Source organism: Chryseobacterium sp. YR221, assembly GCF_900176315.1.
GTDB lineage: Bacteria > Bacteroidota > Bacteroidia > Flavobacteriales > Weeksellaceae > Chryseobacterium > Chryseobacterium rhizosphaerae.
On the sequence record NZ_FWXM01000005.1, the window covers coordinates 325249 to 345340 of the forward strand.

At 37.7% G+C, this 20092-nt stretch carries 22 protein-coding genes; 21 read left to right on the forward strand and 1 reads right to left on the reverse strand.

Annotated features, from left to right (window positions below):
• The first annotated feature begins 116 nt into the window (after positions 1–116).
• Positions 117–722, forward strand: a complete 606-nt coding sequence (locus B8967_RS16585; RefSeq protein WP_047494386.1) for an IMPACT family protein — start codon at positions 117–119, stop codon at positions 720–722.
• Here B8967_RS16585 and B8967_RS16590 read toward each other — a convergent pair.
• Positions 719–1429 (reverse strand): zinc metallopeptidase, encoded by a 711-nt coding sequence (locus B8967_RS16590; RefSeq protein ID WP_047494381.1) that lies wholly within the window; start codon positions 1427–1429, stop codon positions 719–721. The two genes, B8967_RS16585 and B8967_RS16590, sit on opposite strands and share 4 nt — an antisense overlap.
• A 105-nt stretch (positions 1430–1534) precedes the next feature.
• On the opposite strand from B8967_RS16590, the gene B8967_RS16595 reads away from it, so the two are divergent.
• From B8967_RS16595 to B8967_RS16685, 20 genes are all read left to right on the forward strand, one after another.
• Positions 1535–2668 (forward strand): GTP cyclohydrolase, encoded by a 1134-nt coding sequence (locus tag B8967_RS16595; protein ID WP_084086803.1) that lies wholly within the window; start codon positions 1535–1537, stop codon positions 2666–2668.
• A 167-nt stretch (positions 2669–2835) separates the two neighbouring features.
• Positions 2836–3012, forward strand: coding sequence for a hypothetical protein (locus B8967_RS22560; RefSeq protein WP_167449357.1), 177 nt, complete (start codon positions 2836–2838; stop codon positions 3010–3012).
• A 122-nt stretch (positions 3013–3134) separates the two neighbouring features.
• On the forward strand, positions 3135–3506 hold the full coding sequence (locus B8967_RS16600; RefSeq protein WP_047494375.1) for an NADH-quinone oxidoreductase subunit A: 372 nt from the start codon (positions 3135–3137) through the stop codon (positions 3504–3506).
• 99 nt (positions 3507–3605) lie between these two features.
• Positions 3606–4166: an NADH-quinone oxidoreductase subunit B gene (locus B8967_RS16605; RefSeq protein ID WP_002983540.1), complete on the forward strand. Its 561-nt coding sequence runs from the start codon at positions 3606–3608 to the stop codon at positions 4164–4166.
• 6 nt (positions 4167–4172) lie between these two features.
• Positions 4173–4667 (forward strand): NADH-quinone oxidoreductase subunit C, encoded by a 495-nt coding sequence (locus B8967_RS16610; RefSeq protein WP_084086804.1) that lies wholly within the window; start codon positions 4173–4175, stop codon positions 4665–4667.
• A 59-nt stretch (positions 4668–4726) separates the two neighbouring features.
• On the forward strand, positions 4727–5950 hold the full coding sequence (gene nuoD / locus B8967_RS16615) for an NADH dehydrogenase (quinone) subunit D (protein ID WP_047494369.1): 1224 nt from the start codon (positions 4727–4729) through the stop codon (positions 5948–5950).
• A gap of 104 nt (positions 5951–6054) precedes the next feature.
• Complete coding sequence (gene nuoE, locus B8967_RS16620) at positions 6055–6564, forward strand: NADH-quinone oxidoreductase subunit NuoE family protein (protein ID WP_047494364.1); 510 nt, start codon at positions 6055–6057, stop codon at positions 6562–6564.
• A gap of 78 nt (positions 6565–6642) precedes the next feature.
• Positions 6643–8001: an NADH-quinone oxidoreductase subunit NuoF gene (nuoF, locus tag B8967_RS16625; protein WP_084086805.1), complete on the forward strand. Its 1359-nt coding sequence runs from the start codon at positions 6643–6645 to the stop codon at positions 7999–8001.
• Between the two features lie 5 nt (positions 8002–8006).
• The gene (locus tag B8967_RS16630; RefSeq protein WP_047494358.1) at positions 8007–8891 is read left to right on the forward strand and encodes a hypothetical protein; all 885 of its coding nucleotides are present in this window, start codon (positions 8007–8009) and stop codon (positions 8889–8891) included.
• Positions 8892–8932: 41 nt separating this feature from the next.
• Positions 8933–9931: an NADH-quinone oxidoreductase subunit G gene (locus B8967_RS16635; RefSeq protein WP_084086806.1), complete on the forward strand. Its 999-nt coding sequence runs from the start codon at positions 8933–8935 to the stop codon at positions 9929–9931.
• Positions 9932–10015: 84 nt separating this feature from the next.
• Positions 10016–11080, forward strand: coding sequence for an NADH-quinone oxidoreductase subunit NuoH (nuoH, locus tag B8967_RS16640; RefSeq protein WP_047494352.1), 1065 nt, complete (start codon positions 10016–10018; stop codon positions 11078–11080).
• 150 nt (positions 11081–11230) lie between these two features.
• The gene (locus tag B8967_RS16645) at positions 11231–11788 is read left to right on the forward strand and encodes a NuoI/complex I 23 kDa subunit family protein (RefSeq protein ID WP_040996950.1); all 558 of its coding nucleotides are present in this window, start codon (positions 11231–11233) and stop codon (positions 11786–11788) included.
• Positions 11788–12285 carry an NADH-quinone oxidoreductase subunit J family protein gene (locus tag B8967_RS16650; RefSeq protein ID WP_047494349.1) on the forward strand — a complete coding sequence of 166 codons (498 nt, stop codon included), beginning with the start codon at positions 11788–11790 and terminating at the stop codon, positions 12283–12285. The genes B8967_RS16645 and B8967_RS16650 overlap by 1 nt, the downstream gene beginning before the upstream one ends.
• A gap of 3 nt (positions 12286–12288) precedes the next feature.
• The gene (gene nuoK / locus B8967_RS16655) at positions 12289–12618 is read left to right on the forward strand and encodes an NADH-quinone oxidoreductase subunit NuoK (protein ID WP_047494345.1); all 330 of its coding nucleotides are present in this window, start codon (positions 12289–12291) and stop codon (positions 12616–12618) included.
• Positions 12619–12620: 2 nt separating this feature from the next.
• Positions 12621–14534 (forward strand): NADH-quinone oxidoreductase subunit L, encoded by a 1914-nt coding sequence (gene nuoL / locus B8967_RS16660; protein WP_084086807.1) that lies wholly within the window; start codon positions 12621–12623, stop codon positions 14532–14534.
• Between the two features lie 2 nt (positions 14535–14536).
• A complete protein-coding gene (locus B8967_RS16665) occupies positions 14537–16030 on the forward strand; it encodes a complex I subunit 4 family protein (RefSeq protein ID WP_047494340.1) in 1494 nt (497 codons plus the stop codon).
• Between the two features lie 151 nt (positions 16031–16181).
• Complete coding sequence (locus B8967_RS16670; protein WP_047494337.1) at positions 16182–17561, forward strand: NADH-quinone oxidoreductase subunit N; 1380 nt, start codon at positions 16182–16184, stop codon at positions 17559–17561.
• 143 nt (positions 17562–17704) lie between these two features.
• On the forward strand, positions 17705–18784 hold the full coding sequence (locus B8967_RS16675) for a hypothetical protein (protein ID WP_143330537.1): 1080 nt from the start codon (positions 17705–17707) through the stop codon (positions 18782–18784).
• A 39-nt stretch (positions 18785–18823) separates the two neighbouring features.
• On the forward strand, positions 18824–19327 hold the full coding sequence (locus B8967_RS16680) for a DUF4280 domain-containing protein (protein WP_047494331.1): 504 nt from the start codon (positions 18824–18826) through the stop codon (positions 19325–19327).
• A gap of 17 nt (positions 19328–19344) precedes the next feature.
• Positions 19345–20092: hypothetical protein (locus tag B8967_RS16685; protein WP_228406235.1), on the forward strand; the 748-nt coding region annotated here is incomplete at its 3' end.

Below are 20092 nucleotides of genomic sequence, written 5' to 3' on the forward strand. Positions count from 1 at the left end.
AATATATAAGATTAAAAGAGCGGAAACGCTCTTTTTTCATTTATTAAATTTTTCGTTGATATTACATACATAGTGAATTTTAAAGTTTTAAATTTGCACCAGCAATTGTTGAGAGGATGACGTTTGAATACAAAACCATAGAAAAACCCATAGAAAACACTTTAATAAAAGAGAAAGGAAGTAAATTCATAGGATTTGCATACCCTGTAAATAATGAAAGTGAACTGAAAACTGCATTGGAAAAAGTTAGGGAAGAACACCCAAAAGCAACCCACCATTGCTATGCATTCAGAATGGGTATGAATGGAGAAAATTATCGGGCCAATGATGATGGTGAGCCTTCAGGAAGTGCAGGATTACCTATTTACAATCAGCTATTAGCCCACGAAATCACCAACGTACTTGTTATTGTCGTGCGCTACTATGGAGGAACCAAGCTGGGGGTGTCCGGATTGGTGAAAACTTATAAAGAGTCAGCCAAGATGACTTTAGAAGAAGCCAGTATTATCACCAAGGAACTGGAAACTCAGATCGAGATTCAATTTAATTTTAATCAGCAAAATACCATATTCACCCTGCTTTCAAGATTTGATGCTAAAGTGTTGAACTTTGATGCTAATGAAAACTGTATCCTTACTGCTTCGTTGAAACTCATTCAAAAAGAAAACATCTCGGAAAAACTATCCGAGATGCAATATGTTACATTTGAATTTAAAGATTAATCCCTTCTTCCACCAAGAAGTAAGGAGCCCCAATAAAGAAGCTGCGCCAGGGAACCTAAAGCAGCCACTACATAAGTTCTTGCTGCCCATTTCAAACTGTCCTGCACCCCAACGAATTCTTCCGTGGTTACAGTTCCCGTATCTTTAAGCCATTTCATAGCTCTGTTACTCGCATCATATTCCACAGGGAGTGTTACAAAAGCAAAAAGCGTTGTCATGGCAAACATAGCCACACCAATCGCCAAAACTGTCGTATTTCCGTTTGGATTCTCAATACTTCTTGATGCTGCCATTACCGCAATACCTGCAATAAGTACAAACTGCATCAGATTAGAACTTATATTAACGATAGGAACAAGCTTTGAACGTAAATTCAACATTGAATATCCTACAGCATGCTGCACGGCATGTCCACATTCGTGAGCGGCTACTGCCGCAGCCGCAGCATTTCTCTGCATATAAACCCCTTCAGAGAGGTTTACGGTTTTATCTGCCGGATTATAGTGGTCCGTCAACTGCCCGGGAACAGATATTACCTGAACATCATTAATCCCGTTATCTCTCAACATTTTTTCCGCTACTTCTTTCCCCGAAAGACCATTTCGAAGATGTACATTGGAATAATATTCAAATTTAGATTTCAACCTTGAGGAAACCCACCAGCTCACCAACATTGAAATACCAATAATGATATAATAACCCGTCATTTTATATAGATTTTGTGTTTAATTTTTATTCATAATGATATAAAAACTGTGCCAAAGTATACGATATTATTATTTATATTTGTCCTTAAATTACCATCAAAAATTATGTCTAAGGTTTCAATTATTGAAGTAAAAACAGCCGGTCAACTCAAGCAATTCGTAAGATTTCCTATGGATCTGTACAAAAATAATCCGTACTATGTTCCATCCTTTATTAAAGACGAAATGAAAATCTGGGATGCAAAAGAAAATCCGGCCTTACAATATTCAGAATCCAAACAATTTCTCGCAGTAAAGGATAGCAAAGTGGTTGGAAGAATTGCTGTAATGATTAATCATAAAGAAGAAAAAGAATTAGGCATTAAAAAAGTACGTTTTGGATGGATAGATTTCATTGACGACACTGAAGTTTCAAAAGCTTTAATTCAGACGGCTACCGATTACGCCAGAGAACATAGGATTGATATGATCGAAGGACCAATGGGCTTCACCAATCTTGACAAAGCAGGAATGCTGACCATGGGATTTGATAAACTGGCGACAATGATTGGAATTTATAATCATGCCTACTATCCGAAACACCTTGAAAACCTTGGATTAACTAAGGAAAAGGAATGGGTAGAGTACGAAATGAACTTCCCGAAAGTACTTCCTGAAAAAGTAGAAAAATTCAGTGGTTTAATTGCTCAGAAATACAAACTTAGTGTTCTTAATTTCAAATCAAAAGAAGAAATTCTTCCTTATGTGGAACCTATGTTTAAACTATTAGATGAAACCTATAAACATCTATCCACCTATACTCCGATTTCGGATGAGCAGATTAAAACATATAAAGAAAAATACTTCCCCTTTATCGATAAAAACTACGTAATCTGCGTAGTAGATGAAAATAAACAACTGGTTTCTTTTGCCATTACAATGCCTTCCTATTCAAAAGCTTTACAAAAGTCAAAAGGGAAACTGTTTCCTTTCGGATGGTGGCATTTCTTACAGGCCGGCAAAAAAAATGACCGTGCCAACTTTTATCTTATCGGAATTCACCCTGAATATCAGAGACGCGGTGTAACGGCAATTATCTTCAAAGAAATTTTTGTACGATTTACAAGCATGGGAATTAATTTTGCAGAAACCAATCCTGAGTTGGAAGAAAATAAAAGCGTTCAGCTTCTTTGGCAGGATTACAACCCGGTCAATCATAAAAGGAGAAGAACCTATTCTCTACAGGTAAATAATGAGTAATACGATGCAAAAAGTATACTGTATCAACCATTTATAAGTATTGAGTCTGAAGGGTAGAATTATGATAACTCTATCCTTTCACTCATTTATCCCCAAACTCTCCCACCCTCAAACCAGCCCTCCTCAAAAATCCGGAACTTCCTAACTAATTTTCTTATCTTTATCCTATGAAACCGCAACTTATTATTTTTGCTATTCTCATCTCCGGCTTTATTGCTTACAACTTCTTTTTCCAGTCGCAGGATGACAGAACAAACACAATAATTAATATCGTGTTTGCCAGCGTTCTTTTTGGATATATTTCATTCATGGCATATGCTCTTCTTAAAAAAATGAAGAAATAACTCCTTATTTTTATTGATTCTAAATTGTATTTTTTCTCCATTTTAATCCGACTTTTAAGCTGATTAATTTCATGCTTTCTTGTTTATTCGCTAAATTTGCAAATTGAGATAATAATGCAAAAATGAATTTACCTGAAAGTTATATTCCAATCCTTATCCAGGCAGGTGTAGCAGTAGCATTCGTAGCTGTTTCCTTACTTGGAGCACATTTCTTAGGTCCAAAACAGAAAAAAGGAGATTCTGTGAAAAACCAAAGCTGGGAATGTGGAGTTCCTAGTGAGGGAAATGCGAGAACACCGTTTTCTATCAAGTACTTCCTGACTGCGGTATTGTTCGTACTATTCGATATTGAAATCGTATTCTTTTATCCTTATGCAGTAAACTTCAGAGAATTCGGCTTAGAAGGATTCTTGGCTGTACTTACATTCGTTGCGATTTTCTTCGTGGCGTTTTTCTATGTTTGGAAGCGTGGTGCACTAGATTGGGATAAATAAATTTTAACATTAAAAGGTTGAGTGGTTTAATCATCAAAAAAATCAGGAATGATTTTAAATTTTTAAATGCTTTAATCTTTAAATATTTAATCAAAGAAAATGTCAGATAAAAAACCAGTAATAAGAACAGATGCACCTGCTCCCGAAGGATATGAAGGAGAAGGGTTTTTCGCAACAAAACTGAGCAGTGTAATCGGTATGGCTAGAAAGTTTTCACTTTGGCCGTTACCATTTGCAACCTCTTGTTGTGGTATCGAGTTTATGGCTACCCTGAACCCTACTTATGATGCTTCAAGATTTGGTATGGAAAGAAACTCTTTCTCTCCAAGACAAGCAGATATGCTGATGGTTTGTGGAACTATATCAAAGAAATTAGGACCAGTCCTAAAAGAAGTATATACTCAGATGGCTGAGCCTAAATGGGTAGTGGCAGTGGGAGCTTGCGCTTCCAGCGGTGGTATTTTTGATACGTATTCCGTGCTTCAGGGAATTGATAAAATTATTCCGGTTGACGTTTATGTTCCTGGATGTCCTCCAAGACCAGAACAGATTATTGAAGGGGTAATGCAGGTACAGGCTCTTGCAGAAAGCGAAAGCATCAGAAGAAGAGACATGCCTGAATATCAGAAATTATTAGATTCTTACAACATAAGCAACTAAACGGAAATGACAAACGAATTTGTATTAGAAGCGATCACCAGAGAATTTCCGGAATCTGTTATTTCAAGTTCAGAGCCGTATGGAATGCTGACCATTGAGGTAAAGAAAGAAGATATCAAGAAGATTATCCACTATCTTAAAGATTCATCATTAGAAATTAACTTCCTTACTGATATCTGTGGAATTCATTATCCTGAATTCCCGGACAAGGAAATAGGTGTCGTATATCATTTACATAATATGATGGCCAACTTCAGATTACGTCTGAAAATCTTCATGTCCAGAGAAAATATCGAAGTGGATTCTCTTGTAGAATTATATGCCGGAGCTAACTGGATGGAAAGAGAAACTTTTGATTTCTATGGAATTAAATTTAAAGGACATCCTGATCTTAGACCTATCCTGAATATGGAAGATCTTGGATACCACCCCATGTTGAAAGAATATCGACTTGAAGATGGTACAAGAACCGACAAGGACGATAATATGTTTGGAAGATAAAAAGCGAATGGCCAATGGCATCCAGCCATAGCCTGAGCAAATAGCTAAAAGCAATCATTATGAAAGATAACTCATTATCTAATATACTAAACCAGTACGAAAGTAAGGAACAAATTGACGGACAACTGTATACCCTCAATTTAGGACCTACCCACCCTGCGACTCACGGGATTTTTCAGAATATCCTAACAATGGATGGAGAAAGAATTCTTCATGCTGAGCAAACGGTAGGTTATATCCACAGGGCATTTGAGAAAATTTCTGAAAGAAGAAACTATTCTCAGATTACAACCCTTACTGACCGTATGAATTACTGTTCTGCCCCTATCAATAATTTAGGTTGGCACATGACAGTAGAGAAGCTGATTGGTGTAGAAGTTCCAAAGCGTGTAGACTATATGCGTGTTATCCTAATGGAATTAGCCAGAATCGGTGATCACCTGATTTGTAATGGGGTAACCGGAATGGACTCCGGAGCTATTACAGGTCTTACGTATATGTTCATCGAAAGAGAACGTATTTACGATATGTACGAGCAGATCTGTGGAGCAAGGATGACTACCAACATGGGAAGAATCGGAGGATTTGAAAGAGATTTCACTCCAAAATTCCATGAGCTATTACAGGATTTCTTAAAAACCTTCCCGGCAAGATTCAAAGAATTCGGTACTTTATTAGAAAGAAACAGAATTTTCATGGACAGAACCATCGGTACAGGAGCTATTTCTGCTGAGAGAGCTTTAAGCTACGGTTTCACAGGTCCAAACTTACGTGCAGCAGGTGTAGATTATGATGTAAGAGTTGCACAACCTTATTCTTCCTACGAAGATTTCGACTTTATTATTCCTGTAGGAACTTCAGGAGATACTTACGACCGTTTCATGGTTCGTCAGCAGGAAATCTGGGAATCCCTTAAAATTATCAAACAAGCATACGAAAATCTTCCTGAAGGGCCATTCCATGCGGATGTTCCTGATTTTTATCTTCCGGAAAAGGCAGATGTATATCAAAAGATGGAAGCATTGATCTACCACTTCAAAATCGTAATGGGAGAAACTGATGTACCGAAAGGAGAAGTTTACCACGCTGTAGAAGGTGGAAACGGAGAATTAGGGTTCTATCTTGTAAGTGACGGAGGAAGAAGCCCTTACAGACTTCACTTTAGAAGACCATGTTTCATCTACTATCAGGCATATCCTGAAATGATTACAGGTTCTGTAATTTCAGATGCCATTGTAACGATGTGTAGTATGAATATTATTGCGGGAGAATTAGACGCATAAAATTGTAAAAAGTACAATGTAGGATGTACAATGTACTTGAAAAAAAATAAACAGTTAATAAATACTTTGTACTTTGTACAATGTACATTTTACAACCAAATAAAATGAGCGAAACAATAGCTTTTAAACCGGAAAGTTTAGCACAGGTACATAAAATTATCGCAAGATATCCTGAAGGAAGACAGAAATCTGCTCTTCTTCCTGTACTTCACTTAGCACAGAAAGAATTCGGAGGATGGTTAGATGTTCCTGTGATGGATTATGTTGCCGAACTATTAAGTATCCAACCGATTGAAGTATATGAAGTGGCTACTTTCTATACCATGTTTAATATGAAGCCGGTAGGTAAATATGTTTTGGAAGTTTGCAGAACCGGACCTTGCATGGTTTGTGGAAGCGAAAAAATCCTTGATCATATCAGAACCAAACTGAATATTAAGGATGGAGAAACTACCGAAGATGGTATGTTTACATTAAAGCCTGCTGAATGTCTTGGAGCATGTGGATATGCACCAATGTTACAACTGGGGAAATTCTTTCATGAAAATTTAACGATAGAAAAAGTAGATGAAATCCTTGATCTTTGCAGACAGGGACAGGTTGCTTTAGACTAAATAAATTTTAACAAATTAAAAATAGCCATAAGCTAAAAGCCATAGGCCAATAGCTGACCGCTAAAAGCATAATAAACAATGAGTAAAAAACTTTTACTTAAAGACGCACATATAGAAGGTATTCGCTACTTTGAAACATACCGTAAACAGAGAGGTTACACGGCAGCTGAAAAAGCCTTGAAGATGACTCCTGACGAAATTCTTGAAGAAGTAAAAGCTTCAGGATTAAGAGGACGTGGTGGAGCTGGATTCCCAACAGGAATGAAATGGAGCTTTTTGGCAAAACCTGAAGGTGTTCCAAGACACCTTGTTGTGAATGCGGATGAATCTGAACCTGGAACATTCAAGGACAGATATTTAATGGAGTTTCTTCCTCATCTATTGATTGAGGGAATGTTGATTTCATCTTACTGTTTGGGTTCCAATGTTTCTTATATCTACATCCGTGGAGAGTATTCATGGATTCCTGATATTTTAGAAGAAGCTATTGAAGAAGCTAAAGCAGCAGGATTTTTAGGTAAAAACATCCTGGGAACAGGTTTCGATTGTGAAATTTATGTTCAAAGAGGTGGTGGAGCATACATCTGTGGTGAAGAAACTGCATTGCTTGAATCTCTTGAAGGAAAAAGAGGTAACCCAAGACTAAAACCACCTTTCCCGGCTGTAAAAGGACTTTGGGAAAGACCAACAGTGGTAAACAACGTTGAGTCTATTGCAGCTATCGTTCCAATCATTGATATTACAGGTGCTGAATATGCTAAAATTGGAGTGGGAAGATCTACGGGTACGAAACTGATTTCAGCTTGTGGAAATATCAATAAACCTGGTGTATACGAAATAGATATGACGATTACAGTAGAAGAATTCATCTACTCTGACGAATATTGTGGAGGTATAGCCAACGGAAAAAAATTAAAAGCATGTATCCCTGGGGGAAGCTCTGTTCCGATTGTTCCTGCTAATTTATTACTGAGAACAGTAAACGGAGAACCAAGATATATGAACTATGAATCATTGGCAGATGGTGGCTTTGCTACCGGAACGATGATGGGTTCAGGAGGTTTCATCGTTTTGGATGAAGACCAGTGTATTGTAGATCACACCATGACTTTGGCAAGATTCTACAACCACGAAAGCTGTGGACAATGTACGCCTTGCCGTGAAGGAACGGGATGGATGTACAAGATTTTGAAGAAAATCGAGAAAGGAGAAGGAAAAATGGAAGACATCGATCTTCTTTGGGATATCCAGAGAAAAATCGAAGGAAACACAATCTGTCCATTGGGTGATGCAGCAGCTTGGCCGGTTGCAGCAGCAATCCGTCATTTCCGAGATGAATTTGAGTGGCACGTGAAAAACCCTGAATTGTCTCAGACACAAAATTATGGATTGGCACATTATGCAGATCCTATTCCGGCTGTAGAAAAAAATGCATAGTTAAAATGAAGAAGTTATTAGTTGTTGGTTTAATGATGTCGGGACTTGCTTTTGGGCAGGTTAAAAAAGATACATTAGAGAAAGAATATAAACTGGAAATAGCTCCTGCTGATCAAGTAGAAAAAAAACAGAAGCCTAATCCATTAAGTAAGAAAGGTCAGGTTTTCGTTTTTTATGGTTGGAACAGAGGCGCGTTCAGTAATTCTGACATCCATTTTACGGGAAACGGGTACGATTTTCAATTGAATAACGTATCAGCACAAGACAGACCTACAAAATTTGGAATTGTTTATTTTGATCCAAGTTGGTTTACCGTAACGCAGTATAATTTCAGAATAGGATATTTTATTAAAGATAACTTAGCACTTGTTTTAGGGATTGACCACATGAAATATGTGATGGATCAAAATCAAACTGTTAACTTTAAAGGACATATTTCAGATCCTGAATATGCAGCAATGGTGCAAAACGGACAGGTAAATCTGGCAGATGAGAAGTTCCTTACTTTTGAACATACAGACGGATTAAATTATGAAAATTTAGGTCTTGAGAAATACAAAAATCTTATTCATAAGAAAAATATAGATTTAGTATGGTCTTATGGTGCCGGGATTGGGTTTATGTTTCCTAAAAGTAATGTCAAACTTTTTGGAAATGAAAGAAGTGACCGTTTTCACGTTGCAGGTATGGGAACCGATATCAGATCCAGTCTTAACTTAGTTTTCTGGAAAAACTGGATGCTAAGAGTAGAAGGAAAAGCCGGTTATATTAATATGTGGGATATCAAAACTACATTAAATAATAAACCTGACAAGGCACGACAGGATTTTGTTTTCGGACAGGTCCTTGCGGGAATTGGATATACATTTAATACGAAAAAATATAAATAACAAAGCCTATTGCTGAATGCATAAAGCTTAAAGCATACAATATGAGCGAAGAAGTTAAAAAATTCACAATAACTATAGACGGACAAACTACTGAAGTTTTGCCTGGTACTTCTATTTTGGAAGCTGCAAGACAAATCGGTGGAAAATCTGTACCTCCAGCGATGTGTTATTACAGCAAACTGGAAACCAGCGGAGGGAGATGCAGAACTTGTCTTGTGGAAGTATCTAAAGGATCTGAAGCCGATCCTCGTCCTATGCCAAAATTAGTGGCGAGCTGCAGAACCAATGTAATGGACGGTATGGAAGTAAAAAACCTTACTTCTGAGAAAGCTCAGGAAGGAAGAAAAGCGGTTACTGAATTCCTATTGGTTAATCACCCGCTGGACTGCCCTATCTGTGACCAGGCAGGAGAATGTCACCTTCAGGACTTAGGTTATGAACATGGTGTAGACAGTACAAGAACAGAATTCGAAAGAAATACTTACGAAGCGGATGATCTTGGACCCAACATCAAGCTGAACATGAACCGTTGTATTCTTTGTGCCCGATGTGTGCTTACAGCAAACCAGCTTACAGAAACAAGAGAACACGGTATTCTTTTCAGAGGAGATCACGCTGAAATTTCTACCTATTTAAATAAAGCCTTAGACAATGACTTCATAGGAAACGTTATCGACGTATGTCCTGTAGGAGCATTAACAGACAGAACAGCCCGTTTTGCAAGCAGAGTATGGTTTACAAAACCAATGAACGCTTCTTGTAAATGTGATAAATGTTCAGGAAAAGCTGTTGTATGGATGAAAGGTGACGAAATTGTAAGAGTAACAGCAAGAAAAGACCAGTGGGGAGAAGTTGAAGAATTTATCTGTGATACCTGCCGTTTCGAAAGAAAAGCATTATCAGACTGGAACATCGAAGGTCCTAGACATATCGACAGACACTCCGTAATTTCATTGAACCACTACGAAAAGCCTAAAGATGAGCTGAGAGTTTTAGACAATCCAATGGCTAAAGAAATCAGTGAAAAGGACGAAAAATAATTTTAATTAAAAGACATCAGATTCAGATTCCATACTTCAGACCATCTGATATATAGCATCTGACATCTAAATATCTAAATAAAAATGGATTTAATAACATTTAAACTTATACTTGTACTAGCGCTTTTCCTGCTATCGCTAACGATTGCAGCCTACTCTACATGGGCAGAAAGAAAAGTTGCCTCTATCATGCAGGATAGAATTGGTCCTAACAGAGCCGGACCTTTCGGACTATTACAGCCTCTTGCTGACGGTGGAAAGTTTTTCTTTAAGGAAGACTTTACTCCGGCCAATGCAGAAAGATTCCTTTTCGTATTGGGACCTGCCTTGGTAATGTTTATTTCATTAATCACGGGAGCTGTTATTCCTTGGGGTAAAAGTTTAAATATTGCAGGTACTTCTTTTGATCTTCAGGTAGCCAACATCGATGTGGGGGTACTTTTCATCATCGGAATGGCCTCAATTGGTGTTTACGGAATTATGATCGGAGGTTGGGCTTCGAATAACAAATATTCATTATTAGGTGCTATCCGTGCTTCTTCTCAGATGATTTCTTATGAATTGGCAATGGGATTAGCACTTCTTTCCATCATTATGATGTCAGGAAGTTTAGATCTTAAAGAAATTACTGAAAGTCAAACTACTGGAAAATTATGGGGAATAATTCCTTGGGGTTCTGGTATGAACTGGAATATTTTCTACCAGCCAATTGCCTTCCTTGTTTTCTTTGTAGCAGCCTTAGCAGAAACCAACAGACACCCGTTCGATTTACCTGAGTGTGAATCTGAATTGGTAACAGGATACTCTACAGAATACTCTTCCATGAAGTTAGGATTATATATGTTCGGAGAATATGTGAACATGTTTATCTCCAATGCTTTCATGGTGGTTCTTTTCTTCGGAGGTTATAACTATCCTGGTATTGAATGGGTAACTCAGAACTGGGGTGAAAACATTGCAGGTATCTTGAGTATCGTAGCATTCTTAACGAAGACTGTAATTGGAATTCTGATCTTTATGTGGATCAGATGGACACTTCCAAGATTCAGATATGACCAGTTAATGCACTTAGGGTGGAAAACATTGATCCCAATGGCATTAGTAAACCTATTGATTACAGGAGCTGTAATTTTAGCATTTGCAAACTAAGAAATTTGAAAATGAGCTGATTTGAAAATTTGATAATGAAATCAAAGCTTTATCTTTAGCGTATCATATTAATCATCAATATTAAATAATTAAGATAACAGACAAGATTAGTCTAAAATCTAATGTCTAACATCTAATATCTATAATTAAATGAAACTTACAAACAGATCAAAAGTTGTTTCCAATAAAGAAATGACCCTTGCTGAAAAAATCTACCTTCCTGCTATTTTTACAGGAATGGGGATTACATTTAAGCATGCTGTAAGAACCGTGATAAAGGGTGCTCCCGCAGTATATTCGTATCCGGAAGTACAGAAGCCAAGAACTACCATCTGGAGAGGTCAGCACGTTTTGAAAAGAGACGAGGAAGGCAGAGAAAGATGTACAGCCTGTGGACTTTGTGCGGTAGCCTGTCCTGCAGAAGCCATTACAATGACTGCTGCTGAAAGAACCAAAGAAGAAAAAGGCCTTTACAGAGAAGAAAAATATGCTTCAGTATATGAAATCAATATGCTGAGATGTATCTTCTGTGGAATGTGTGAAGAGGCTTGTCCTAAATCTGCCATCTATCTTACAGACAGATTGGTAGACGTGGAAACCAACAGAGGTTCTTTTATCTATGGAAAGGATAAATTAGTTGAAAAAATAAATGAAAGGATTGACATCACAACAAGACAATCCGAGAAACAAAAAAATGCGGTAAAATAATGGATCAGTTTTTATTTTTCTTGGTGGCGTTTTTAGCAGTGGCAAGTGCTGTTTATTTTGTATTTGCAAGGAATCCTTTATATGCTATTTTGTCATTAATCGTCACGATGTTTTCAATTGCAGGAATGTACATTCTTTTGAATGCACAGTTCTTAGCTATTATCCAGATTATAGTGTACGCAGGTGCCATTATGGTACTTTTCCTTTACATCCTAATGATGCTTAACCTTAATAAAGGAGACGAAAGTAAGAAGAACAATACTTTAAAATTTGTTGGAGTTTTTACAGCAGGTCTTCTTTTAGTGGGAGTATTAGGGGTTTTCAGAGGAGTACAAGACAACCACATTGTGGTGGAAAATGTAGACAGAGGAGTGGGTCTTACTAAAAATCTGGGTAGACTTTTGTTTAATGAATATGTTTTACCGTTTGAGCTTGCTTCCATCCTAATTTTGGCAGGTATTGTAGGCGCGGTATTAATCGGTAAAAAAGATTTATAAATTATGGGAGAAGTAAATACATTTATACAAAGCATCCCTTTGGAGTACTTCATCATCCTTTCTTCGGTATTGTTCTGCCTGGGAGTGATGGGAGTATTACTAAGAAAAAATGCTATTGTGATTCTGGGCTGTGTAGAGCTTATGCTGAATTCTGTAAACCTTTTGTTGGCAGCTTTTTCAGCATATAAAGGCAACGGCGACGGACAGCTTTTAGTTTTCTTCATTATGGTAGTGGCTGCTGCTGAAGTAGCAGTAGGTTTGGCAATTATTGCTATGCTGTATAGAAATACCCGTTCTGTAGATGTGAGTATATTTAATAAATTAAGAGGATAAGAATGGAGAATTTAGTATATGCAATAGTACTTTTACCACTTTTAGGGTTTCTTATTAACGGTTTATTCGGGAAAAATCTTCCCAAAATATTGGTTGGATCTTTGGCCACTGCAGCAGTGTTCGGATCTTTCTGTATTGCTGTAAGTCTTTTCATGAATTTCAATTCTGAAAGCCAGCCTGTAATCGTAAAAGCTTTTGAATGGTTTAGAGTAAATGGGGTACAAATTAATTTTGGATTCCAGATTGATCAGCTTTCTTTAATGATGGTGATGATCATCACGGGTATCGGATCCCTGATCCACCTATACTCTATCGGATATATGAGTCATGATAAAGGATTCTATAAGTTCTTTACTTACCTGAATCTTTTCATCTTCTCGATGTTACTTTTAGTAATGGGAAGCAACTACCTTATCCTATTCATCGGATGGGAAGGTGTAGGTCTTTGTTCTTATCTGTTGATCGGATTCTGGTATACCAACGAAGAATACGGTAAAGCAGCAAGAAAAGCTTTCATTATGAACAGAATTGGTGACCTTGCATTATTGATCGGTATCTTTATGATTGCTGCTCAGACCAATGCTGTAGATTACCTTTCCGTAGCAGAAAATGCTTCAAAATTTGAATTAGACGGAACAGTGATTATCTTTATCACCGCCAGTTTATTTATCGGTGCTACCGGTAAATCTGCTCAGGTTCCTTTATATACATGGTTACCGGACGCAATGGCCGGTCCTACTCCTGTATCAGCGTTGATCCACGCGGCAACGATGGTTACGGCAGGGATCTATTTGGTAGTAAGATCAAACTTCTTATTTACTTTAGCTCCTACTGTACAGGGAGGAATTTTATTAATCGGATTCTTAACGGCAGCTTTAGCAGGATTCTATGCACTTCGTCAGAACGATATTAAAAAAGTATTGGCATACTCTACAGTTTCACAGCTTGGATTTATGTTTATTGCTTTAGGTCTTGGAGCTTATACAACAGCTATGTTCCACGTAATGACGCACGCATTCTTTAAAGCTTTACTGTTCTTAGGGGCAGGTTCTGTAATCCATGCTATGAGTAACGAGCAGGATATGCGTTTCATGGGAGGTCTTAAAAAATACATTCCTCTTACACATGCTACCTTCCTTATCGGAACATTAGCCATCTCAGGTTTCCCTTTATTATCAGGGATGATTTCCAAAGACGAAATTTTAGTAGCAGCTTTCGCTAAAAATCCGGTTTACTGGGTAATTTTATTTGTTTTAGCGGCAATGACTGCAACCTATATGTTCAGATTATACTATTTGACATTCCACGGAGAGTTCAGAGGTACTGAAGAGCAAAAACACCACTTACACGAAAGCCCGTCAAATATGACATTACCATTGATCGTATTGGCTATTCTTTCTGTAATCGGAGGTTTTATCAACCTGCCACACTTCATCGGTCACGGTCATTATGCTAAACTGATGGAATGGTTGAAGCCGGTTCTTACGGAACAGAGCTACAACCAGATGGAAGCTACTCTTTCAGGAGTACCTTTTAATACTGAAATGATCTTACTGGCAGCTACAGTGGTGATGTTCTTTACTGTATGGTTCATCGTTAGAAATACTTATGTAAGTAAGAAAAAGATGGCTGTTGCAGAGGAAAACTATACCGGATGGGAAAAGCTTTCTGCTAAGAAATTATACGTTGACGAACTTTACAACGCATTGATTGTAAAAACTGTTGAAGGATTAGGACGCGGAGGAAAGATGTTTGATAAGGGTATCTTAGACCGTTTTGTAAACTTTGTAGGTGATGGTGCTGAAGACAGCGGAAAAGCTATGAAGCGTGTTCAAAACGGAAATGTAGAGACGTATATTCTTATCATGTCTTTAGCTGTGGGAATTATATTAATTGTTAACTTTTTATTACAATAATAATGTCTTGTTTATTATTAACATTATTACTTTTACCTCTAGTAGGTTCGGGATTAGTTTTTGCATGGAAGAGTAATTCCAGCAAATATTTGGCACTGGGAATTGCATTGGTACAAATGCTTCTTACATTTTATATACTTTCGGATTTCGATTTTACTCCGACAGTAGATAGTGTATTGCAGCATGAAATCAATTATCCCTGGTCACAATTTATGAAGAGCTCTCTTCACTTCGGTATCGATGGGATGAGTATGCTTCTGCTATTGCTGACTAATATTTTAGCGCCAATTATCATTTTATCTTCTTTCAATGAAAGTGTAAACTACAGAAATACATTCTACGGTTTGATTCTGTTGATGCAATTTGGTCTTGTAGGAGTTTTTACTTCTTTAGACGGATTGTTGTTCTACATTTTCTGGGAAGTAACATTGATTCCAATTTGGTTTATCGCCGGACTTTGGGGACAGGAAAATAAAAGGTTCGAATTCACTACGAAGTTTTTCGTATATACATTCGTTGGATCTTTGTTTATGCTGGCTGGATTGATCTATGTGTACAACCACTCTGCATCATTCGCCCTAACAGATCTATACAATGCACAACTTAACGAAGTACAGCAGACTGTGGTATTCTGGTTCATTTTCTTTGCATTTGCAGTGAAATTACCGGTATTCCCTTTCCATACATGGCAGCCTGATACCTATACCTACTCTCCTACTCAAGGATCCATGTTGTTATCAGGGATCATGCTTAAGATGGCAGTGTACGGGGTAATGCGTTATTTACTTCCAATTACTCCACTTCCTATTGCTGGAATTTCAGGACAGATTGTGATCATTCTTGCTATTGTAGGTATTGTTCATGGAGCTCTGATTGCTATCATCCAGACGGATATGAAGAGAATCATTGCGTATTCCTCTTTTTCTCACGTAGGATTAATGGTGGCAGGGATCTTTGCTTCAGCAGTGGTTACTTTAAGAGGAAACTTCAATGTTGAAGGTGCTGAAGGAGCTTTGGTACAGACTTTTGCTCACGGTATCAACGTGGTAGGATTATTCTACTGTTGTGATATTTTATACAAGAGATTTAAATCAAGAGATATCAGACAGATGGGAGGTTTAGCAAAAGTAGCTCCTAAATTTGCAGTGTTATTCTTGATCATTATATTAGGTTCAATGGGAGTTCCATTAACCAATGGATTTATCGGAGAATTTATTCTATTGAAATCAGTATATGATTTTAACGGAACAGCAGCGGTAATTGCTGGTCTTACGGTAATTCTTTGTGCTGTATATTTATTGAGGTTCTACGGAAAAGCAATGTTTGGAGAAGGAGATGAAGCAGTTCTAAGCACAGCAAAAGATTTATCAGGTGTAGAGTTTTCTGTATTGGCAAGTTTAGCGGTTTTTGTGATTTTACTTGGTATTTTCCCACAACCGGTAATAGACATGGTGAGCAGTTCAGTGAAGTTTATCTACACGGCGATGGCCAACTAAAAATTAAAAGATTTAAAAATTAAAAAATTAGGAGATTAGAAGAGCGTAAGAGGCAGGAGACTGAGAGATTAGAGACAGGATATCAAACCTTGAACCTTATCCCTTACATCTTGAATTTTAAACTTCAAATCTCACATCTCAAATCTATATTATGAGTGTTTTAATTATTGTTTTCCTAACGGCAGTTATTGCGTTATTTTCAGGAGTTTTTGAACAAGGAAAATTCGCAAGATACATTGGGATTTTGGGATTAATCATTGCATTGTACGTAAGTTTTATGCCGGAATGTTCGTTCTTCGACCATTACAAGCATATGTATGAGTACAGTGCCAATACAGCATTATTCACAAAAATATCCATTGTAACAACCTTATTGTTATTCTTCCTTGGAGGTTTTGCATTCAGCAATCACAGAAGCCACCAGTCAGAATTATATGCTTTGATGCTATTTGCATTATGTGGAGGGATCATCCTTTTCGGATACCAAAACCTGGTGACCATGTTCCTGGGTGTGGAGATTCTTTCTATACCACTCTATGTAATGGCCGGAGCCAACAAAACTGATTTAAGATCAAACGAAGCTTCAATCAAATATTTCTTAATGGGTGCATTCGCGACAGGTTTCTTACTTTTCGGAATTGCGTTCATCTATGGAAGTGCAGGAAGTTTTGATCTCTATAAAATCCATGATTTTGGAGTAGCAAACACTGGAAATGTAATGTTCATCTTAGGGGTATTACTCATCCTTTGTGCATTGGCATTCAAAGTCGCTTTGGCACCTTTCCATATGTGGAGCCCTGATGTATATGCAGGTTCTCCTTCATTAATCACGGCTTTCATGGCAAGTGTAGTAAAAATCTCAGGATTCTTCGCACTATTCAGATTAATGACCATTGGTTTTGCTGGGGTTACCCACGAATGGATCAATGTTTTAGGAGTATTCTTAATTATTACTTTGCTTTTGGCAAACGTTATGGGTCTTGCCCAGACCAATGCCAAAAGAATGCTGGCTTACTCTTCAGTTTCTCACGCCGGATACATCGGATTGGTATTCTTCGGAATGACCAGCCTTTCTACTTATAATTTAGCATTTTATTTATTTGCGTACTCATTATCTACAGTAGGAGTTTTTATGTGTTTAATCTGGGTAGAGAAATTAAAGAGAGAAACTTCTTTCGGAGCATTCAAGGGATTGGCAAAAACAGAACCTTTATTGGCTACTGCAGCAGCAATCTCTATGCTTTCCATGGCAGGGGTTCCATTAACAGCTGGTTTCATGGGAAAATTTGCTTTATTCTCCCAGGCTATGAACGGTGCGGCTTTCCTTGTATTGGTAGCAGTACTAGGTTCTGCCCTGTCTATCGCTTATTATTTAAGACTGATTGTAGCCATGTTCTTCTTTAAAGAATCAACATTCAAGTCATCAGAGAAAGTAACACTTACTTATAATATCATTGCAGTAGTTGTTATTGCATTGATTATCGTTTTGGGAATTTTCCCGGATCTGTTTGCAAGAATATTCGGACTGTAAAAAGTTATCCACATTATATTAAAAACCTTCCAGAGATCTGGAAGGTTTTTTTTGTCAAAATTTTTATAAATTTCATACAGTAAAATAAATTTTATTCTCTATTATTATAACCATCATCACACATTATTAAACACACCAATCACATGATCACGTATATGACTCTTCCAGGCGATACTCTAGAGAAAATTGCGTCTGACCTGAAAGTAGAAAACCCCAACTATATCAAAGAGGTACATAATAAATACTGTGCCCTGCAAAACAGACTGGTAGAACCTGTACAACTGAAACCCGGAACACTCCTTCATATTCCGTTTGGGGATGAAATAAAGGATCTCAATACTAAAATTAATGAAAATGGGGACAGTTTCTACTATCATCCACCCCATGGAAAGATTCCGTTTCAGATCCCTTTATTGGATGGCAGCTATAAGATTAGGCATCAGAAATATCAGGATCTCAACATGGAGGCAGATTATCAGTATCAAGTGGAACTTAAATATCTGAGAACGGAAAATGACCAGCACTTTTTTTTAATGCAGGTATTGGGTTCCCAAAAAGACGGCCAAGAATCAGACAGCAAAATTTCCAGCCTGGCGAAAGCCTGCGCAGCAATCATATATCCCTTGCAAATCAAAATAGATACAACAGCCAAACTTTTAAGTGCAGAGTTTATGCATGCTGAAACAATCATTAAAGAGGAACTGGAAGCGCTGAAAAACTATTTTACAGACGAACTTTCAGCTTCTTATATCGATCAAATGAAAAAAAAGGCAGGAGATGAAAAACAGATCCTTGGAGCTATAAAGCATACACTTCCTATACAGTTTTTGTTTGGATCCTTTTACAGAGCCCAATATGGAGACTGGACCGACTCCAAAATCTATCATGAGTTTCTTCCTTGGATTGCCAATGCTTCGCCCATACGTTTTGAGCTTTATAACCGGATCTTACCGAAAGATTCTGTTACAGATAATGAAGTTCTGAAAATCATTCAGACTGGCAGTTGCTGTGACTACCGGAATCTCAATCAGCTTTATGATAAAAACTATATTTATCTTGAACAAACTCCCATTAATGAAAATTCTGTAAGCTGCCGCCATGAAGCAGAATATATCTTTACCCGGAATGACCTGGCGGTTCAAAAAATATCCGGAAGTTTTGAAATTCAGATTGGTGATGTAGCAGAAAAAGATGTTTTTGTGATCGAAAAGCAATTAAAATAAATTAGTATCTTTGAGACAACACCATCAAAAACGCAAAATATGTCCGAATCCGCATCACCACATGACGGAAAACACTTTGTCATACAGAAAGGAAAAGCCCAGTGTAATCAGGGTGATCTCTTTCCACAATTTAAAGTCACTTCCCACCAGAAACATTACTGGAATAATGAAGAAGGTAAGGCAGATTATCTGGCCGTTACCGAAGATGATCTTCAGTTTAATCCTCAAGGCCCAAGTTTCGGAAAATGTAAACTGAAACCTACCCCCGGAGGATATCTTCCCTGCGCATATGCTCCTGCAGGAAAATGGCAAAAAACTTACGAAAAAGTAAAGGTAATGGGTAAAAGCTGCGTTACAGAAATCTCAGAACTTATGTGCTCTACAGGTGGAAAGATTACCATCATGGAACATGGACAGACTGCTGCTATGACTCAGCAGAATGTTAAAAATGCAGACCCTCAGGAACAGCATCATATTAATCCTTTTGTTGATTTCAAAGAATTCCAGAAGGAAACGGATGCCAATGAAGTAGATGCCTATTAACCATACACTTTTCGGCCATGTCAAAACAAGGAATTTATAAAATATCGGGAAATACAAAACCAAAGGTTGGCGAACAGGTTACCTACAAAATTGATGAATGGTATCCTGCCACTCCCACAGAAAAAAGGAATCCGGCGCTCGTTACCTGGCATCTGTTCAAAAAGGTGAACGGTAAATTTGTTCCCACCACCATTAAGAAAAAAGGAATAGGCAGCTTTACCTTTAATACAACAGCCTATAAAGATACTTTCAGGATTGAAGCCTATCTTCATAATCCGGAAGGAAAAACACCTATGGCGCTTGAGATACAGCCCCAGCCCAGCGATGTTCCCCGGATCAACAAAGTTGAACTAAAATATATAGACGATACTCCCGGAACAGTTTTCAGCTTCACAGAAAAACTCGTGGCCGAAGCCAAATGCATGAATCTGGAAGCCCAGTACCTGCAATTCACTCTTTGGGAAGATGATTCCAGAGATTCAGGACATAATGCTCAAAATACCCCTATAGATACTAAAAAAGAAAAGGTAAAAAACGGAACTGCCAGGGCAGAATTTATGCTGACAAAAGCGCTTATTCGAAAAGCAATGCAAGGCGAAACAAACCCTCAGCAGCTTGAATTCTATGTAACCGTAGAATACTATGCCCATAAAAAGCATGCAACAGATAATGTAAATATCAATACCCCTCCAGAGTTACGCCCTGCATCGGGTCAACAACAACAACAACAACAACAACAACAACAACAACAACAACAACAACAAC

What these genes read in the sequence shown, in the direction of transcription:
- B8967_RS16675 (WP_143330537.1), top strand. Translation starts at nt 17,705, where the DNA reads ATGATCACGTATATGACTCTTCCAGGCGATACTCTAGAGAAAATTGCG.
- nuoH (WP_047494352.1), top strand. Translation starts at nt 10,016, where the DNA reads ATGGATTTAATAACATTTAAACTTATACTTGTACTAGCGCTTTTCCTG.
- B8967_RS16680 (WP_047494331.1), top strand. Translation starts at nt 18,824, where the DNA reads ATGTCCGAATCCGCATCACCACATGACGGAAAACACTTTGTCATACAG.
- nuoE (WP_047494364.1), top strand. Translation starts at nt 6,055, where the DNA reads ATGAGCGAAACAATAGCTTTTAAACCGGAAAGTTTAGCACAGGTACAT.
- B8967_RS16670 (WP_047494337.1), top strand. Translation starts at nt 16,182, where the DNA reads ATGAGTGTTTTAATTATTGTTTTCCTAACGGCAGTTATTGCGTTATTT.
- B8967_RS16635 (WP_084086806.1), top strand. Translation starts at nt 8,933, where the DNA reads ATGAGCGAAGAAGTTAAAAAATTCACAATAACTATAGACGGACAAACT.
- B8967_RS16645 (WP_040996950.1), top strand. Translation starts at nt 11,231, where the DNA reads ATGAAACTTACAAACAGATCAAAAGTTGTTTCCAATAAAGAAATGACC.
- nuoD (WP_047494369.1), top strand. Translation starts at nt 4,727, where the DNA reads ATGAAAGATAACTCATTATCTAATATACTAAACCAGTACGAAAGTAAG.
- nuoK (WP_047494345.1), top strand. Translation starts at nt 12,289, where the DNA reads ATGGGAGAAGTAAATACATTTATACAAAGCATCCCTTTGGAGTACTTC.
- B8967_RS16605 (WP_002983540.1), top strand. Translation starts at nt 3,606, where the DNA reads ATGTCAGATAAAAAACCAGTAATAAGAACAGATGCACCTGCTCCCGAA.
- B8967_RS16665 (WP_047494340.1), top strand. Translation starts at nt 14,537, where the DNA reads ATGTCTTGTTTATTATTAACATTATTACTTTTACCTCTAGTAGGTTCG.
- B8967_RS16585 (WP_047494386.1), top strand. Translation starts at nt 117, where the DNA reads ATGACGTTTGAATACAAAACCATAGAAAAACCCATAGAAAACACTTTA.
- B8967_RS16630 (WP_047494358.1), top strand. Translation starts at nt 8,007, where the DNA reads ATGAAGAAGTTATTAGTTGTTGGTTTAATGATGTCGGGACTTGCTTTT.
- B8967_RS16610 (WP_084086804.1), top strand. Translation starts at nt 4,173, where the DNA reads ATGACAAACGAATTTGTATTAGAAGCGATCACCAGAGAATTTCCGGAA.
- B8967_RS16650 (WP_047494349.1), top strand. Translation starts at nt 11,788, where the DNA reads ATGGATCAGTTTTTATTTTTCTTGGTGGCGTTTTTAGCAGTGGCAAGT.
- nuoF (WP_084086805.1), top strand. Translation starts at nt 6,643, where the DNA reads ATGAGTAAAAAACTTTTACTTAAAGACGCACATATAGAAGGTATTCGC.
- B8967_RS16595 (WP_084086803.1), top strand. Translation starts at nt 1,535, where the DNA reads ATGTCTAAGGTTTCAATTATTGAAGTAAAAACAGCCGGTCAACTCAAG.
- B8967_RS22560 (WP_167449357.1), top strand. Translation starts at nt 2,836, where the DNA reads ATGAAACCGCAACTTATTATTTTTGCTATTCTCATCTCCGGCTTTATT.
- B8967_RS16590 (WP_047494381.1), bottom strand. Translation starts at nt 1,429, where the DNA reads ATGACGGGTTATTATATCATTATTGGTATTTCAATGTTGGTGAGCTGG.
- nuoL (WP_084086807.1), top strand. Translation starts at nt 12,621, where the DNA reads ATGGAGAATTTAGTATATGCAATAGTACTTTTACCACTTTTAGGGTTT.
- B8967_RS16600 (WP_047494375.1), top strand. Translation starts at nt 3,135, where the DNA reads ATGAATTTACCTGAAAGTTATATTCCAATCCTTATCCAGGCAGGTGTA.